Source organism: Spirilliplanes yamanashiensis, from assembly GCF_016863475.1.
GTDB classification, from domain to species: Bacteria; Actinomycetota; Actinomycetes; order Mycobacteriales; family Micromonosporaceae; genus Spirilliplanes; species Spirilliplanes yamanashiensis.
Genome location: NZ_BOOY01000025.1, coordinates 239,965 through 254,735, shown reverse-complemented (window position 1 = coordinate 254,735; position 14,771 = coordinate 239,965). Strand labels below are relative to the sequence as shown.

The following is a 14,771-nucleotide window of genomic DNA, read 5'->3' as shown; positions in this document are numbered from 1 at the left end:
GGGCGCCGCCCGGCTCACAGGCGGCGCACAGAGCCGCCACACGGCGGCGACAGCGCCGCGGCCGACAGTCATCGGGTACGCCCGTCCCGATGACAAGGATCAGCGATGACCTCGACGTTGCCCGTACCGCCGATCGCGGCCCGGCCGACCGCGAACCCGGCGCCCCGGCGCGGCCCCGCCGCCCTGCTGCGCGGCCGGCCCGACGACCCCGCCTGGGCGCGGCCGGCGCTGCTGGCGCTGCTCGCCGCGACCGCGGTGCTCTACCTGTGGGGGCTCGGCGCGTCCGGCTGGGCGAACGCCTTCTACTCCGCCGCCGTCCAGGCCGGGTCGCAGAGCTGGACGGCGTTCTTCTTCGGCTCGTCCGATGCGGCGAACTCGATCACTGTGGACAAGACGCCCGCGTCGCTGTGGGTGATGGCCCTGTCGGCGCGGGTCTTCGGGGTGAACGCCTGGAACATCCTGGTGCCGCAGGCGGTGATGGGCGTGGCGACCGTCGCGGTGGTGTTCGCGACGGTGCGGCGCTGGTACGGGCCCGCCGCGGGGCTGCTGGCCGGCGCGGTGCTGGCGTCGACGCCGGTGGCCGCGCTGATGTTCCGGTTCAACAACCCGGACGCGCTGCTGGTGCTGCTGATGGCGGTGGCCGCGTACGCGACCGTCCGGGCGATCGAGCGCGGGCAGACGGCGTGGCTGGTGGCGGCCGGGACGGCGATCGGGTTCGGGTTCCTCGCCAAGATGCTCCAGGCGCTGCTGATCGTGCCGGCGCTGTGGCTGGCGTACCTGGTGGCCGGGCCGCCCGGGCTGGGCCGGCGCCTGGTGCAGCTGCTCGCCGCGGGCGCCGCGATGGTGGTGTCGGCGGGCTGGTACATCCTCGTCGTCGAGCTGGTGCCCGCGTCGATGCGCCCGTACATCGGCGGGTCGCAGGGGAACTCGATCCTCGAGCTGGCGCTCGGCTACAACGGCCTCGGCCGGCTCAACGGCGAGGAGACCGGCAGCGTCGGCGGGGGCGGCGGCTGGGGCACGCCCGGGTGGGCGCGGATGTTCGACGCGGAGCAGGGCGGCCAGATCGCGTGGCTGCTGCCGGCCGCGGTGCTGCTGCTCGCCGCCGGGCTGGCCGTGACGGCGCGGGCGCCGCGCACCGACCGGGCCCGGGCCGGGTTCCTGGTGTGGGGCGGCTGGCTGGTCGTCACGGCGGCCGTGTTCAGCCTCATGCAGGGCATCTTCCACGCCTACTACACGGTGGCGCTGGCCCCGGCCGTCGGCGCGGTGGTGGGCATGGGCGCCGTCACGCTGTGGCGGCTGCGGCGCCACCCGGCCGCGTCGCTCGCCCTGGCCGGGGTGGTGGCGGTCAGCGCGGTGTGGGCGTTCGTCCTGCTCGGACGGTCGGCGGAGTTCGTGCCGTGGCTGCGCTGGACGGTGCTCGCCGCGGGGCTGCCGGCGGCGGCCGCGATCGCGGTGACGTCCCGGCTGCGGGCGCGGGTGGCGGCGCTGGCGGCGGCGGTGGCGCTGGGCTCGGTGCTGGCCGGGCCGGCGGCGTACGCGGTGGACACCGCGGCGACGCCGCACACCGGCTCGATCCCGTCGGCGGGCCCGCAGGTGGCCGGGGGCCGCGGCGGCCCCGGTGGCCCGGGCGGGCGGCCGGGCGGCGGGCGCGGCACGTTCCCCGGCGCCCCGCCCGGCGGGCTGCCGGGCGGCGGCGCCCCGGGCCGCGACGGCCGGGCGGGCGGCGGCGGCATGGGCGGGCTGCTCGACGCGGCCACCGTCGGCGACCGGATGCGGGCCCTGCTGACGGCCGAGGCCGGTTCCTACACGTGGGTGGCGGCGGCGGTCGGCTCGCAGAACGCGTCCGGCTACCAGCTGGCGACGGGCGAGCCGGTGATGGCGGTGGGCGGCTTCAACGGCAGCGACCCGTCGCCGACCCTGGCGCAGTTCCAGCGGTACGTCGCCGAGGGGCGCATCCACTACTTCATCGGCGGGGGCGGGGCCGGCGGCGGCCGGGGCGCCTCGGGCGGCAGCTCGGCGGCCGCGCAGATCGCGGCGTGGGTGAGCGCGACGTTCACCCCGCAGACCGTCGACGGCGTCACCGTCTACGACCTGACGGCGGCCACCACGGCCTGACGGCCCCCGCCCACGGGCGGCGTCCCCGGTGCGGGGCGCCGCCCGTGGCGCGTCTCCCTGCTCACAGGGTGGCCACAGTGCCGCCACACGGCCGGAACAGCCCGCCGCACGATCGTTCGGTCATGAGCATCGAGACCCTGTCCCACGGCCGCGCCGGCACCGCCGCCGGCACCGCCGCCGACGCCGACGCCGACGCCGGCGCCGGCGCCCCCGTCCTCGACGTCGTCGTCCCCGTGTACAACGAGGAGGCCGACCTGGAGCCGAGCGTGCGCCGGCTGCACGCCCACCTGACGCGCGAGTTCCCGTACCCGTTCCGGATCACGGTGGCGGACAACGCCAGCACCGACGGCACGCCCGCGGCGGCCGCCCGGCTGGCCGCCGAGCTGGCCGGCGTCGAGGTGGTCACGCTGGCCGCGAAGGGGCGCGGGCGGGCGCTCGGCCACGCCTGGTCGCGGTCGGACGCGGCGGTGCTGGCGTACATGGACGTGGACCTGTCGACGGACCTGGCGGCGCTGCTGCCGCTGGTGGCGCCGCTGATCTCGGGGCACTCGGACCTGGCGATCGGGTCGCGGCTGGCGCCCGGCAGCCGGGTGGTGCGGGGCGCGAAGCGGGAGTTCGTCTCCCGGTCGTACAACCTGATCCTGCGCGCGGCGATGGCGGCGCGGTTCTCCGACGCGCAGTGCGGATTCAAGGCGATCCGGGCGGACGTGGCGCGGCGGCTGCTGCCGATGGTGGAGGACACCGGCTGGTTCTTCGACACCGAGCTGCTGGTGCTGGCGGAGCGCGCGGGCCTGCGCATCCACGAGGTGCCGGTCGACTGGGTGGACGACCCGGACAGCCGGGTCGACATCGTGGCGACGGCGGTGGCGGACCTGCGGGGCATCGCGCGGCTCACCCGGGCGCTGGCCTCGGGCCGGCTGCCGCTGTCGCGGCTGCGGGAGGAGACGGGCCGGGCGGCGGGTGCCCCGGCCGGGCTGACGGGCCAGGCGCTGCGGTTCGCGGCGGTCGGGGCGGCGAGCACGCTGGCGTACCTGGCGATCTTCGCGGCGCTGCGGACGGGGCTCGGGGCGCAGGGCGCGAACCTGGTGGCCCTGGCGGTGACGGCGGTCGCGAACACGGCGGCCAACCGGCGGGTCACGTTCGGGGTGCGCGGCCCGGGCGGGGCGTGGCGGCACCAGGCCCAGGGCCTGGTCGTCCTCGGTGTCGGGCTGGGCCTGACGAGCGGTTCGCTGGCGCTGCTGCACGCGGTGGCGGCGGCGCCGCACCGATCGGTCGAGGTGGCCGTCCTCATCGCCGCGAATCTCTTCGCCACCCTCGTTCGTTTCCTCATGATGCGGACCTGGGTGTTCCGGGGACATTCACACGTGTGAAATTCCTCGCCCCGGGTAACCGAACGATCGCCGTCCGCAGTGGCGACGGTGGCCTCGGGCTTGGGAGGTGGCGAGATGTTGAGCCAGGACGACCGCCGGCAACTCGCCGAGATGGAACGCCGGTTGCGCGCCGAGGACCCCGCCTTCTGCGCCCGGATGTCGGGCCATACCCCGCGCCGGCGCACCCCGGTCGCGCTCATCGTGGTGTGCGTGCTGGTGTGGTTCGCGGTGTTCGGCTCGGCGGTGGCCGGCTGGTGGCCCGCGACGTCGGTGTTCGCCGCGCTGGCGGTGGCGTCGACGGGCGCGCTGGGCTGGTCGGCGCGGCGGCGCGACCAGGACTGAATGTCGCACAGCGGGTGCTGGGTGAGCGGCGCTTCCGGGCGTACGGTGAGCGCACGTCCGACGCGAACGGGGTCGTCTCGTGTTCCTGTCACCCACGCACCTCGACGTCACCACGACCGGGGCCGCGCACGGCACCGTCCGGGTCGCGGCCGTCGGTGAGATCGACATGGGCAGTGCGCCGCGCCTGCACCGCGCGGTGCTGGACGCGCTCGTCGGCCGCCCGGCGGTCGTCGAGGTGGACCTGGCCGGGGTGACCTTCATGGACTCGTCCGGCATCAACATCCTGGTGGCGTGCCGGCAGGGCGCCGGGGACGCGCGGGTGCGGGTGGTGAACGCGGCCCCGCAGGTGCTGCGGGTGCTGACCGTGACGGGGCTGGCGGCGGTGCTGGGGCTCAGCCCGGCCGGGTGACGTCCGTCCCGTACGCCGCCAGGAACACCCGCACGGCCTCGTCGGCGTACCGGCGCAGGGCCGGCGCGGACGGCGGCCGGTCGCGGACGGCGAACATGGCCTCGTCGAGCGGCACCGACAGGATCAGGTAGTTGAGGTGCTGGGCGGCCAGCAGCGGGTCGGGCGCGTGCAGCAGGCCGCGCTCGGCGAGCCGGGTGACGGCGCGGGCCAGGGTGGCGTGGCCGCGTTCGGGGGCGGCGCGGTGCCAGGCGCGGGCCAGGTCGGGGAAGCGGCCCGCCTCGCCGATGAGCATGCGCCGCAGCTGCACGAGGTGCGGCTGGAGCACGGCGGCGACGTGCTCGCGGGCGAACGCGCCCGCGCCAACAGCGCCGCCGCCGACCTCGCCGGCCTGCTCGCCGGGTACTCGTCCGGCGCCCTGCTCGCCCTGCACGCGGCCGCCGCCGGGCTCGCCGTGCGCCGCCTCGCCCTGTTCGAGCCGCCGCTGGCGGACGACACCGCCGCCCAGCGCGCCTTCACCGCCGGGCTGCGCGCCCGCACCGGGTGACCGCGCCACCCACCGCAGCCTGCCCGGCGAGTGGCACGGCGTGCCGGCGGCGACGCTCGCGCCGGTGCTGGCGGAGTTCCTCGGCGGGCCCGGCTACTGAAGGGCGTCCCACCCGATCGGCACGAGCAGCGCCAGCGAGACCGTCAGGAAGAGCGCGGCCATGGCCAGCGGCACGGCGACGGTCCACACGGTGTGCCGGGCGGAGTCGACGCGCGCGTCGCCCGGGCGCCCGGGCGGGTACGTCACCCGCACCGCCTCGCCCGCGTGGTGCAGCGGGGCGCGGGTGGCGAAGTCGTCCGTGAACTCGCGCTTGGCGCCCGACTCGTCGACGAAGGCCACGATCGGCGCGTACCACAGGCCCTGGCCGGAGTCGCGCGGCTGGAAGTCGACGACCTTGCCGACGGAGCGGACCTCGCCCCGCCGGGCCGCGCGCGCGGCGCCCCGGAGCAGGTGGATCCCGCCGGCGCCGGTCAGGACGCCGCCCACGAGGTGGTGCAGCAAGCCGATGTCCATGGCGTCATCGTGCCGCGTCGCGGCGACCCGGCGGCGCCGTCCGTGCCCGAAGATCCGCGAAGGCTGCCCGCGGCGTCAGTCCTCGACCGTCACCGTCACGTCGGCGGCGCCGCGCGCGGCGGCCAGCACGCCGGCCTCCCGCTCGACGGCCGCGGTCAGCGACTTCGCCGGCCGGGCGAACGGCGTCACCGTGACGGCGAGCCGCCGGCCCGTGAGCCGCGCCCGCCAGGTGCCGGCGATGTCGGCGCCCACCAGGACGGCGCCCGGGTTGGCGATGATCCGCCACAGGGCCTTCTGGTGCTCGCGCACCGGCACGAGCACGTCGCGGTCGCGGCCCTGCAGCAGCGGGTCCATCGGCGGCAGCAGGCGCACCATGTCCGGCTCGGGCGCGTCGCGCAGGGCGGCCAGCGCGTCCTCCGGCAGGAAGCCGCGGCGGCCGTCCACGTCGACCTCCGCCAGGCCGTCCGGCCAGACGTCCTTGAGGGCCGTCCGCGTGCTGCCCAGGAACGCGGCGGCGTCCGCGGGCGAGGCCGGGCCGTGCAGCTCCAGGTACGACCGGATCAGCCCGGCCGTGCCGTGCGCCGCGGCGGGCACCGGCGGGCGGTCCGGCAGCGGGGCCAGCACGGCGCCGGTGCGGCGCGGCTCGACGGACACCCCCGCGAAGATGCCGACCTGCTGGAACAGCGCGCCCGAGACGTGCCGGGCGCCGCAGGGCACGCAGTCGTGGCTGAGCGAGTCCGGGATGCGGGCGGTGACGGCGGTGCTCACCTCGCCGCGCGGCACCGGCCCGGTGACCACGTCGCGCATGGCCTGGGCGGCGGCGGTGAACGCGGCGAGGCCCAGCCGGGCGCCCTCCTTGATCGCGTTCGTCGCGATGCGGGCGGTGGCGTCGGCGTCGCTGACCGGCCACAGCGCGGCGGCCAGCGCGGGCACGTCGGCGCGGCGCAGCAGGTGCGGGGCGCCGCGGGTGGCCCACACCAGCACCAGCTCGTCGTCGTCGAGCGGCGCGGTGGTGCGTGCCGCCAGGGCGAGCCGCGCCGAGCCGGCGGCGTCCTGCACGCCGAGGTCGAGCACCCGCAGCCGCGACGGCGGCACGTCGGCCCGGTGCAGCTCGTGCGCCGCGATCCGGTACGCCATCACCCGCGAACGATCGGTGCGCACGTCACTCCCGAAGTAGCAGTTCCCAGGTCCGGAGGTTCGCCTCGCCGCCGGGCACCTGCTGCGGGACGGGCGGCTCGTCGGTCAGCGTAAAGCCGCACCGGCGCGCCACGGCGCAACTGGCCGCGTTGCCGGGGTCGATGCGCAGCAGCAGGCGCGCCGGGCGCAAGGTGCGGTGCGCGTACTCCTGGAGCAGGGTGAGCGACTCCGCGGCCAGGCCCTTGCCCCGGTGGGCCGCCCCCACGACGTAGCCGAGCTCGGCCTCCGACCGCTCGTGGTCGATGCCGAACAGCAGCACCTCGCCGAGCGGCTCGTCGCCGTCGCGGGTGATCGCGAGCTGCACCCGGTGACCGCCGAGGCGGGCCTGCCGGGCCCGCTCCAGGTAGCCCTCGGCCGCGGGCAGGTCGAACGGGTTCGGCATCGGCGTCCAGCGCCGCACCTCGGGGTCGTCGAAGAGGCTGACCAGCAGCGGGGCGTCCTGTTCGCGCCACTCGCGCAGGCGCACCGTGGCACCGGTCAGGACCAGGGGGTACGTCAGCGCCCGCGTCATGCCTCGATCCTGCCCCGGTTCGGGCGGGAATGACTACCGGCGGGCGGGCTCGTCCAGCTGCGACTCGGCCTCGACCTGCGGTTCCGCGCGGTCACTGCGTCGTTTCCGGATCCAGGCCGCGCCGCCGATCGCGCCGATCACGAGCGCCAGCCCGATCTTGAAGCCGGTCTTGCTCAGCACGATCGCGACGATGCCGCGGACGATGCCGACGATCCAGACCTGCTGGCCGGCGGCGTCCTCCAGCATCAGGTAGGCGATGGTCGCCAGCCCGGCCCCGGCGAGCACGGTGAGGGTGGCGGCGATGACGAGGTGGCGCTGTCGCACGGTCATGAGATGACGGTAGGAACCGCCGCCGCCGACGGCGTCGGCCCGCGGGACGAACCCCGGCTATGCCGATGGTTGCATCCCGCGGGCCGGCGGGGACGGGCGTCAGCCCACGCCGGGGGCGTTGTCGCCGGTGGGCAGCTTCGCGCCCGCCGCGTCGAACGCGGTCAGGTCCTTCGGCATGAAGTTCCTGCCGACCTCGGCCGGGTCGAACCAGAACACGACGACGGTGCTGTCCTCGCTCCAGACGGCCTGCTTCGCGGTGACGGTGCCGCCCTTGCCCCGGGCGGTGATCGTCGCGGCGGGCCCGGCGTAGTAGCCGAACGCGGGGGTGGCGGCGTTGTCGTCACCGACGACCATGCCGCCCTGCACGGCGTGGAAGCCGGGCGCGGTGTCGTCGCCGTCGGTCTCGTTCGCCATGACGACGGGCGTGAGCGCCGAGCCCTTCCGCGTGCCGGCCATGATGCCGAACGTGATGCCGGGCTGGTCGATGTCGACGGGCTCGGCCCAGAACGCCCAGTCGCCGAAGCCGGCGTCGATGACGTCGCCCTTCGGGTCGGCCGCGGGCGGCTCGTACTCGCCGGGCTGCCCGGGCGGGGCGCTGGGCGGCGCGGCACTCCGCGCGGCCGCGGGGACGGGAGCCGGGGCGCCGCCCTTCTCGGCGGCGCTGGCGGCGACGGCGCCCGTGACGGCGGTGGCGACGCAGACGGCCGCGGCGCCGGCGATCAGCAGCGGGGTGGCTCTCATGGCGGGTCCTCCATCGGTGGTTGAACATGTGCGGCGAGGAGGACGGGTGGCATGCGGGGAAAGTTGCGGGCGGCGACCGCAACCTTTCGCGGCCCGCATCCGTCATGCCTGAGGTGAAACGCGGAGACGAGGAGTTCGCCGAGTTCGCCCGGGCGAGCTGGCGGCGGCTGCTGCACGCGGCGTTCCTGCTGACCGGCGACCGGCACGCCGCGGAGGACGCGGCGCAGACGGCGCTGGTGCGCACGTACGCGTCGTGGGCGCGCATCCGCAACAGGGACGCCTACTCCTACGCCCGCAGCATCCTCGCCAATCACGTCACCGACCGCTGGCGCCGCCCGATCCGGGAGTACGCCACCGCGGACATGCCGGACACGCCCCACTCCCGCGACGTCGCCGACGACGTCACGCACCGCCGCTGGCTGGTCGACGCCCTGGCCGCCCTGACGCCGAAGGAGCGCGCCGTCATCGTGCTGCGCCACTACTTCGACATCACGGAGGCCGACGTCGCCCGCGAGCTGGACATGCCCCTCGGCACGGTGAAGAGTCTCAACGCCCGCGGCCTGGCCAAGCTGCGGGTGTCGTCCGTCCCCACCCAGCGCACCGACCCGACCGCCATCGGCAGGAGCCGACGATGAACGACCTGGACGCCTTCCGCGCCGCCCTGCACGCCGAGCCGCCGGACCTCTCCCCCGACGGCCCCGACCTGGCCCACATCATGCGCACCGGCGGCCGCATCCGCCGGCGCCGCCGCGCGCTCGCCGGCGCCGGAGCCGCCCTGGCGGTGGCCGCGGTGCTCGCCGGCGGCATGCAGCTGCAGCAGCCCGGCGCCTCGTCGCCGGCCGGCCCGGGGCCCGCCGCCCCGTCGGTGTCCACGACGATCGGCTCGGGCGGCTGGCGGTTCGAGGTCCGGCCGGTCGACAGCGAGTTCGGTGTGCTGGCGATCGGTCCCGAGGAGGGCCAGGCCGTCATGGCGAACGAGGTCGAGGGCTCGGCGACCGCCCCCGGCTTCCACGGCGTCTCGATCAGCATGCTCACCGGCGAGAAGCAGACGCCGACCCCGCTGTTCGGCTACTACGCCGGTCCCGCCGACCGGATCACCGCCACGGCCGGCGGCCGGGTCTACGCCGCCCGCATCGCCACTCCGGCCGCCCGGCCGGACATCCGCATCTTCTGGTTCGACCCGGCCGAGGTGGGCCCCACGTTCCGGGGCAAGAACCTGACCGCGTACGACGTGGCCGGCAACCGCCTGCCCGACGGCAACAACACCCCCGGCGCCGGCTGAGGGCGGCTCACCGCCCGGTCAGCACCGCGATCACGCGGTCGGCGTAGCGCCGCCGCGCCGCCGCCGTGCCCTGCACCAGGTCCGGCGTGGCGTGCGCCAGCTGCGCGTGCCCGAGGTACGCGGTGACCGCCAGCAGCCCCCGGTCGCGCGCCTCGGCGGGCGTGAAGCCCAGGTCGCGGAACAGCTTCTGGGTGTACGAGATGCGCCGCTCGGTCACCCGCGCCAGCACCGGCGCGACCAGCGGGTGGGCGGCCGTCGCCAGCACCGCCACCTCGACGCTGTCGTGCCCCGTCGACTCGATGACGGTGACGAGCAGCAGCCGCAGCCGGCGCAGCGGGTCGGGCTCGGCCTCGACCAGCCGGATGACCGCCTCGGTGTGCCGGGCCTCCCAGCGTCGCAGCGCCGCCGTCACCAGGGCGTCGCGGTTCGGGAAGTGCCAGTAGAAGCTGCCCTTGGTGGCGCCGAGCAGCGCCGCGAGCGGCTCCACGGCCACGGCGGCCAGCCCGCCGCGGCCGATCGCGTCGAGCGCCGCGGCGGCCCAGTCGTCCGCGCTGAGCCGGCCGGCCTGGTGTCGGTTCACGTCCGTACGGTACCGTACGGACAGCACACCATACGGTGCCGTACGGAGGCGACCCCATGCCCGTCCGCAACGTGCACGAACGCGTCCTGCCCGTCCCCGCCGCCGTGGCCGGCGCGCTCCTCGACCGGCTCGCCTCGCCCGGCGACCCGCTGTGGCCGTCGCCGCCGTGGCCGCGGCTGCGCTTCGACCGCCCCCTCGGCGTCGGCGCCACCGGCGGCCACGGCCCCATCCGCTACCGCGTCACCCGGTACACGCCCGGGCGCCTGATCGAGTGCGCGTTCGACCCGGCCACCGGCTGCCACGGCACCCACGCCTTCGAGGTCGAACCGCTCGGCGCCGGCCGGTGCGTGCTGCGCCACCGCCTGACCGCCCGCACCACCGGCGCCATGCGGCTGCTGTGGCCGCTCGCCATCCGGGTGTGCCACGACACCCTGCTGGAACACCTGCTGGACAACGCCGAACGCGCCACCACCGGCGCCGTCCGCCGCCCGGTGCGCTACCCGCTGCGGGCCCGCCTGGCCGCCCCGGCCGTGCGCGCGGTCCGCGTCCCGCCCGGCGCCCACCTGCTGCACGCCTGGCCCGGGCGCCGCGACCTTGCCGACGCGTACGCCGTCCACGTGCCGCCGGGCGTCCCGGCCGACCCGCAGGCCTGGGCCGACGCGGTCTTCCGCGACCCGCCGCGCCCCGTCGCCCTGCTGCTCGGCCTGCGCAACCTGCTCGCCCCGCTCGTCGGCGTGGCCCGCGCCGACGCCACCGCCTTCGCCACGCTCGCCCGCACGGACCGGGAGGTGCTGCTCGGCACCGACGCGGCCCACCTCGGCTTCCGCGCCGGCGTGCTCGTCACCCCCGGCGCCACCGGCGCCACCGTCACGGTGTCCACCGTGGCCGCGGCGCGCGGCCGCGCCGGCCGGGCGTACCTGGCGGTCGTCCGCCTGGTCCACCCGGCGGTGGTCCGCGCCATGCTGCGCCGCGCGGCGCGGACCACCGTCCGGTCGGCCGGTCAGCCGGCCGGGACGATCACCGTCCGGGCGGACACGGGCGACGGTCCCGCCGCGTTGTAGGCGACCACCTCGACCGTGCGCGTGCCGGCGTCCATCGGCACCCAGACCCGCATCGCGTACGTCCAGCCCACGACCACGCCGTCGACGTAGATCAGGAAGCCGTCGGTGGCGGTCGGGGAGCCGTCCAGGTACAGCAGCGCACCGCCCGAACCGGCGCCCGCGAGGCCGATGCGCGGCGCCTGCGGCGGCTCCTCGTCCACCGGCGCCAGGGCCGGGACGAAGTCCGCCGACGGGGCCGACACCCCGGCGTCGTTGCGGGACCGGACCGTGAACACGTGCCGCTGTCCCGGCGTCAGCCCGGGCACCACCGCCCAGAAGTTGGCCGTGGTCGCCACCGGTTCGCCGTCGCGCCACAGCTCGTAGGAGGTCGCGCCGGGCGCGGGCGCCCAGTAGACGACGGCCGACCCGCTGGTGCGCTTGCCGACGTGGAAGCCGCGCGGCGGCTCCGGGACGCGGGTGTCGCTCGGCGGCCCGGTGAGCACCACGTCGCGGGCGCGGTATGTGGCCTCGCCGTACCAGCCGTGCACGTAGATGCGCACGCTGTCGGTGGCGGGACCGGTCGTGAACGTGTGGGTCAGGGTCACCTCCCGCACCGAGGGCGGGGTGAACGCGGTGCCGTAGTCGCTGCCGAGGAACGCCCAGCCGCCCCGCACCTTGGCGGTGAGGGTGTACGACGAGTTGGCCCGGACCGGCACGACCTGGGCGCACTCGGCGCGCGTGGACGCGGTCGGGCGACCGGCGAGCCGGGTGTCCTTGATGATCGGCGACTTGTCGAGCGCCGACACCGGCGCGGGCGGCGCCGACTGCACGCTGAGCGCGCGCACCGGCGCGGTGCCGGGCTCCGGCTCGGCCGGCTCGGGCGCCGGCGGGGCGGGACGCGGCACGACCGTCGCCGGGACGAACGGGTCCTTCAGCGGCATGACCTGGACGAACTCGGCGCCCGGCAGGTTCTGCTCGGGCACCGTCCCCTCCTCGCACACCCAGCCGGTCTCGGCGAGGCCGAGCGTCGGGTTGAAGTCGCCGTTGGCGACGAGGTTCGGCGGGTCCGCCGGGGCGGCCGCCGCCGGCGGCGCGGCGAGCAGCGCGGCGGACAGCACCGCGGTGGCGGCCGCGGCGAGGAGTCGTCTCATGGGCGGGATCCTTCGGGTTCGGTGAGGGGTTCGAGCAGGAGTCGGGTCCGGGCGGCGATCAGGCGGTAGCCGCACCGCTCGGCGAGGCCGAGGGCCTGCCGCGCCCACGCCGCGGCCTCGGGGGCGCCGGCGCGGTGGTGCAGCTCGGCGAGGCCGGCCAGCGCCTCGGCCTCCGGGTAGCGGTTGCCGGTGGCGCGGGCCAGCCGCAGGGCCCGCTGGTGCAGCCCGGCGGCGTCGTCGCGGCCGAGGGCGGCCTTGACGGCGCCCAGGGTGTTCAGCACGTCGATCTCGACGCGCTGGTCGGTGGTCTCGGTGCTCAGCTGGTACGCGCGCTCGGCGAGCCGCAGCGCGCCGGCCGGGTCGCCCGCGGCGAGGGCGGCGGAGGCGAGGCCGCGCAGCGCGATCGCCTCGTTCACCCGGGAACCGACCTGGCGGAACGCGGCCAGAGCGGCGTCCAGGCTGTCCCGGGCGTCGCCGGTGCGGCCCTGCGCCAGGTACGTCTCGCCGAGGTTGTCGACGGCGATGGCCTCCCCGCCCACCGAGCCGGCGGCCCGGAACAGCGCCTGCGCCCGGGTCAGGTGCTCGACGGCGGCGGGCAGGTCGCCGCGCTCGCGGTAGACGACGCCGAGACTACCCAGCGCGGCGGCCTGCCCGGCGACGCGCCCGCCGCTCTCGTTGAGCAGCAGCGACCTAGACAGGTGACGCACGGCGTCGTCGAGCCGGCCGGTGAGCCGGCACACGGTGCCGAGGTTGCCCTCGGCGGCGGCCTCCCCGGCGAGCCAGCCCGCGGCCCGGCTCACCTCGGCGAGGGCGCGGTAGCTGGCGGCGGCGGCCTCGTAGTCGCCCTGCCGCCACCGCGCCTCGGCCATGCTGAGGTGCCCGGCGGCCCGGCCGTACGGGTCGCCCGCCGCCTCCGCCGCCGCGATGGCCGCCTCGGACAGCTCCACCCAGGACAGCGTCGGCAGGCACTGCGACGCGTACCCGCGCAGGGCGTCGGCGAGCCGCCACGTCATCTCCGGGCGGCCCAGCTCGGCGGCGTGCCGCACCGCCGCCAGGACGGGCGTCCGCTCCGCCTCCAGCCAGGCCAGGGCCGCCCCGGCCGAGTCGAACGCGGCGGGCGCCGGGCGGCCGGTCGCGGGCAGGCGCAGCCGTTCCGGGTAGAGCCGCTGCGACGCGGCCGACGCGTGCGCCTCGTACCAGTCGTAGAGCCGCCCGGCCGCGGCGTCGCGTTCCGCCGGGTCGCTCTCCGCGTCGCCGCGCTCCACGGCGTAGCAGCGCAGCAGGTCGTGCAGCGCCACCCGGCCGGGCGCGGGGCGGCTGACCAGGTGGGCGGCGTGCAGCAGCTCCACGGCCTGGGCGACGGCGTCGGCGTCCTCGCCGGTCAGCGCCGGGACGGCGGCCTCGGCCAGGTCGGTGCCGGGCGCCAGGCCGAGCAGGCGGAACGTGCGCCGGGCCGCCGCGGGCAGCGCCCGGTACGACAGTTCGAACGCCCGCCGCACCGCCGTCTCGGGGTCGCCGTCGATCTCCAGCCCGGACAGCCGGTCGGCGCCGGTCAGCCGGTGCAGGTAGTCGGCGACGGCCAGGTGCGGGCGGCCCAGCAGGTTCGCCGCGGCGATGCGCAGCGCCAGCGGCAGCCGGCCGCACGCGCGCACCAGGCCGGCCACGGCCTCCGGCTCGGCCCGCACCCGCGCCTCGCCGAGGGCGGCCAGCAGCAGCGCGTGCGCCTCGGCGCCGGTGAGCACGTCGAGGCCGATGCCGTGGGCGCCGTCGCGGGCCAGCAGGCCGAGCAGCTGGTCGCGGCTGGTCACCACGACCGCGCAGCCGGGCGCCCCGGGCAGCAGCGGCCGGACCTGGTCGGGGTTGCGGGCGTTGTCGAGCAGCACCAGCATGCGCCGCCCGGTCAGCAGCGTCCGGTACAGCCCGGCGGCCTCGTGCACGTCGTCCGGCACCTGCCCGGCCGGCACCCCGAGCGCACGCAGGATGCCGCCGAGCGCGTCGACGGGCCGCAGCGGCGGCTCCGGCGCGTACCCGCGCAGGTTGACGAACAGCTGGCCGTCGGGGAACCGCGACCGCGCGCGGTGCGCCCAGCGCACGGCCAGGGCGGTCTTGCCGACACCGGCGGCGCCGGTCAGCGCCAGCACCGGCACGACCGCGCCGCCGTCCGCGCCGGTCAGCGCGTCCACGTGCGACAGCACGGACGTGCGGCCGACGAAGCCGGCGGCGTCGGCGGGCAGCTGCGCCGGCACGGGCGCCGCCGCGGCGGCGGCCGGGACCGCCCGGCGGCGGCGCTCCTCCACCCGGTCGCGGGCGGTGGCCAGCTCGCCCATCTCCTGCGGGGTGGCCCCGAGGACGCGCACCAGCTCGTCGAAGCGGTCGGTCGGCGGCAGTATCTTGCCGCTCAGGTAGCCGCCGATGATGCCGAGCGACCACCCGGTCTGCTCGGCCAGGTCGCGGTAGCTGCGCTGGGCGCCACCGCGCAGCCGCGCCTCGCGGCGCCGCAGGTGGCGCAGGACGAGGGCGAGATCGGTGACGTCGACGACGTCGCGCAGGCCCCGCGCCGGTGCTGGCGTCTCGTCGCTCACACGGACCTCCGGGCCCTGCGGCCGGCGGCCGCGCCGGCCCGACACACTACAGAGGACCCGCAAC

17 protein-coding genes are annotated in these 14,771 nt (G+C 77.2%); 8 read left to right on the top strand and 9 right to left on the bottom strand.

Features of this window, described 5'->3' with window-relative positions; genetic code table 11:
- The first annotated feature begins 105 nt into the window (after window positions 1–105).
- The 4 genes from Sya03_RS16805 (at window position 106) to Sya03_RS16790 (ending at window position 4,236) form a co-directional block, all read left to right on the top strand.
- Entirely contained in the window at window positions 106–2,115 is a 2,010-nt protein-coding gene (locus Sya03_RS16805; protein ID WP_203939239.1) for an ArnT family glycosyltransferase, read from the top strand.
- A gap of 122 nt (window positions 2,116–2,237) precedes the next feature.
- On the top strand, window positions 2,238–3,485 hold the full coding sequence (locus tag Sya03_RS16800) for a bifunctional glycosyltransferase family 2/GtrA family protein (RefSeq protein WP_203939238.1): 1,248 nt from the start codon (window positions 2,238–2,240) through the stop codon (window positions 3,483–3,485).
- Window positions 3,486–3,560: 75 nt separating this feature from the next.
- Complete coding sequence (locus Sya03_RS16795; RefSeq protein ID WP_203939237.1) at window positions 3,561–3,827, top strand: DUF3040 domain-containing protein; 267 nt, start codon at window positions 3,561–3,563, stop codon at window positions 3,825–3,827.
- 79 nt (window positions 3,828–3,906) lie between these two features.
- Window positions 3,907–4,236: an STAS domain-containing protein gene (locus Sya03_RS16790; protein WP_203939236.1), complete on the top strand. Its 330-nt coding sequence runs from the start codon at window positions 3,907–3,909 to the stop codon at window positions 4,234–4,236.
- Here Sya03_RS16790 and Sya03_RS16785 read toward each other — a convergent pair.
- Window positions 4,220–4,561 carry a TetR/AcrR family transcriptional regulator C-terminal domain-containing protein gene (locus Sya03_RS16785; protein ID WP_203939235.1) on the bottom strand — a complete coding sequence of 114 codons (342 nt, stop codon included), beginning with the start codon at window positions 4,559–4,561 and terminating at the stop codon, window positions 4,220–4,222. The two genes, Sya03_RS16790 and Sya03_RS16785, sit on opposite strands and share 17 nt — an antisense overlap.
- Here Sya03_RS16785 and Sya03_RS16780 point away from each other — a divergent pair.
- A complete protein-coding gene (locus Sya03_RS16780; RefSeq protein ID WP_203939234.1) occupies window positions 4,547–4,780 on the top strand; it encodes a hypothetical protein in 234 nt (77 codons plus the stop codon). The genes Sya03_RS16785 and Sya03_RS16780 overlap by 15 nt on opposite strands.
- A 93-nt stretch (window positions 4,781–4,873) precedes the next feature.
- On the opposite strand, the gene Sya03_RS16775 is transcribed toward Sya03_RS16780, so the two are convergent.
- The 5 genes from Sya03_RS16775 to Sya03_RS16755 all read right to left on the bottom strand — a co-directional run bounded on the left by Sya03_RS16775 (window position 4,874) and on the right by Sya03_RS16755 (window position 8,072).
- Complete coding sequence (locus Sya03_RS16775; protein WP_203939233.1) at window positions 4,874–5,293, bottom strand: DUF3592 domain-containing protein; 420 nt, start codon at window positions 5,291–5,293, stop codon at window positions 4,874–4,876.
- A 75-nt stretch (window positions 5,294–5,368) separates the two neighbouring features.
- A complete protein-coding gene (locus Sya03_RS16770; protein WP_239107592.1) occupies window positions 5,369–6,454 on the bottom strand; it encodes a DNA glycosylase AlkZ-like family protein in 1,086 nt (361 codons plus the stop codon).
- A gap of 1 nt (window position 6,455) precedes the next feature.
- Window positions 6,456–7,001, bottom strand: coding sequence for a GNAT family N-acetyltransferase (locus Sya03_RS16765; protein ID WP_203939232.1), 546 nt, complete (start codon window positions 6,999–7,001; stop codon window positions 6,456–6,458).
- Window positions 7,002–7,034: 33 nt separating this feature from the next.
- Window positions 7,035–7,331, bottom strand: a complete 297-nt coding sequence (locus Sya03_RS16760; protein ID WP_203939231.1) for a hypothetical protein — start codon at window positions 7,329–7,331, stop codon at window positions 7,035–7,037.
- 99 nt (window positions 7,332–7,430) lie between these two features.
- Entirely contained in the window at window positions 7,431–8,072 is a 642-nt protein-coding gene (locus tag Sya03_RS16755) for a hypothetical protein (RefSeq protein WP_203939230.1), read from the bottom strand.
- Window positions 8,073–8,185: 113 nt separating this feature from the next.
- On the opposite strand from Sya03_RS16755, the gene Sya03_RS16750 reads away from it, so the two are divergent.
- Together Sya03_RS16750 and Sya03_RS16745 are read left to right on the top strand one after the other, a co-directional pair.
- On the top strand, window positions 8,186–8,707 hold the full coding sequence (locus Sya03_RS16750; protein WP_203939229.1) for a SigE family RNA polymerase sigma factor: 522 nt from the start codon (window positions 8,186–8,188) through the stop codon (window positions 8,705–8,707).
- Window positions 8,704–9,354, top strand: a complete 651-nt coding sequence (locus Sya03_RS16745) for a hypothetical protein (protein WP_203939228.1) — start codon at window positions 8,704–8,706, stop codon at window positions 9,352–9,354. The genes Sya03_RS16750 and Sya03_RS16745 overlap by 4 nt, the downstream gene beginning before the upstream one ends.
- Before the next feature lie 7 nt (window positions 9,355–9,361).
- Here the strand turns inward: Sya03_RS16745 and Sya03_RS16740 are convergent, their stop codons facing one another.
- Window positions 9,362–9,934 (bottom strand): TetR/AcrR family transcriptional regulator, encoded by a 573-nt coding sequence (locus Sya03_RS16740; protein WP_239107591.1) that lies wholly within the window; start codon window positions 9,932–9,934, stop codon window positions 9,362–9,364.
- Window positions 9,935–9,990: 56 nt separating this feature from the next.
- On the opposite strand from Sya03_RS16740, the gene Sya03_RS16735 reads away from it, so the two are divergent.
- Complete coding sequence (locus Sya03_RS16735; protein WP_203939226.1) at window positions 9,991–10,995, top strand: DUF2867 domain-containing protein; 1,005 nt, start codon at window positions 9,991–9,993, stop codon at window positions 10,993–10,995.
- Here the strand turns inward: Sya03_RS16735 and Sya03_RS16730 are convergent.
- Window positions 10,935–12,125 (bottom strand): fibronectin type III domain-containing protein, encoded by a 1,191-nt coding sequence (locus Sya03_RS16730; protein WP_203939225.1) that lies wholly within the window; start codon window positions 12,123–12,125, stop codon window positions 10,935–10,937. The two genes, Sya03_RS16735 and Sya03_RS16730, sit on opposite strands and share 61 nt — an antisense overlap.
- The gene (locus Sya03_RS16725; RefSeq protein WP_203939224.1) at window positions 12,122–14,707 is read right to left on the bottom strand and encodes an ATP-binding protein; all 2,586 of its coding nucleotides are present in this window, start codon (window positions 14,705–14,707) and stop codon (window positions 12,122–12,124) included. The genes Sya03_RS16730 and Sya03_RS16725 overlap by 4 nt, the downstream gene beginning before the upstream one ends.
- Window positions 14,708–14,771 lie beyond the last annotated feature (64 nt).

What these genes read in the sequence shown, in the direction of transcription:
- Sya03_RS16765 (WP_203939232.1), bottom strand. Translation starts at nt 7,001, where the DNA reads ATGACGCGGGCGCTGACGTACCCCCTGGTCCTGACCGGTGCCACGGTG.
- Sya03_RS16745 (WP_203939228.1), top strand. Translation starts at nt 8,704, where the DNA reads ATGAACGACCTGGACGCCTTCCGCGCCGCCCTGCACGCCGAGCCGCCG.
- Sya03_RS16760 (WP_203939231.1), bottom strand. Translation starts at nt 7,331, where the DNA reads ATGACCGTGCGACAGCGCCACCTCGTCATCGCCGCCACCCTCACCGTG.
- Sya03_RS16795 (WP_203939237.1), top strand. Translation starts at nt 3,561, where the DNA reads ATGTTGAGCCAGGACGACCGCCGGCAACTCGCCGAGATGGAACGCCGG.
- Sya03_RS16775 (WP_203939233.1), bottom strand. Translation starts at nt 5,293, where the DNA reads ATGGACATCGGCTTGCTGCACCACCTCGTGGGCGGCGTCCTGACCGGC.
- Sya03_RS16735 (WP_203939226.1), top strand. Translation starts at nt 9,991, where the DNA reads ATGCCCGTCCGCAACGTGCACGAACGCGTCCTGCCCGTCCCCGCCGCC.
- Sya03_RS16755 (WP_203939230.1), bottom strand. Translation starts at nt 8,072, where the DNA reads ATGAGAGCCACCCCGCTGCTGATCGCCGGCGCCGCGGCCGTCTGCGTC.
- Sya03_RS16805 (WP_203939239.1), top strand. Translation starts at nt 106, where the DNA reads ATGACCTCGACGTTGCCCGTACCGCCGATCGCGGCCCGGCCGACCGCG.
- Sya03_RS16730 (WP_203939225.1), bottom strand. Translation starts at nt 12,125, where the DNA reads ATGAGACGACTCCTCGCCGCGGCCGCCACCGCGGTGCTGTCCGCCGCG.
- Sya03_RS16800 (WP_203939238.1), top strand. Translation starts at nt 2,238, where the DNA reads ATGAGCATCGAGACCCTGTCCCACGGCCGCGCCGGCACCGCCGCCGGC.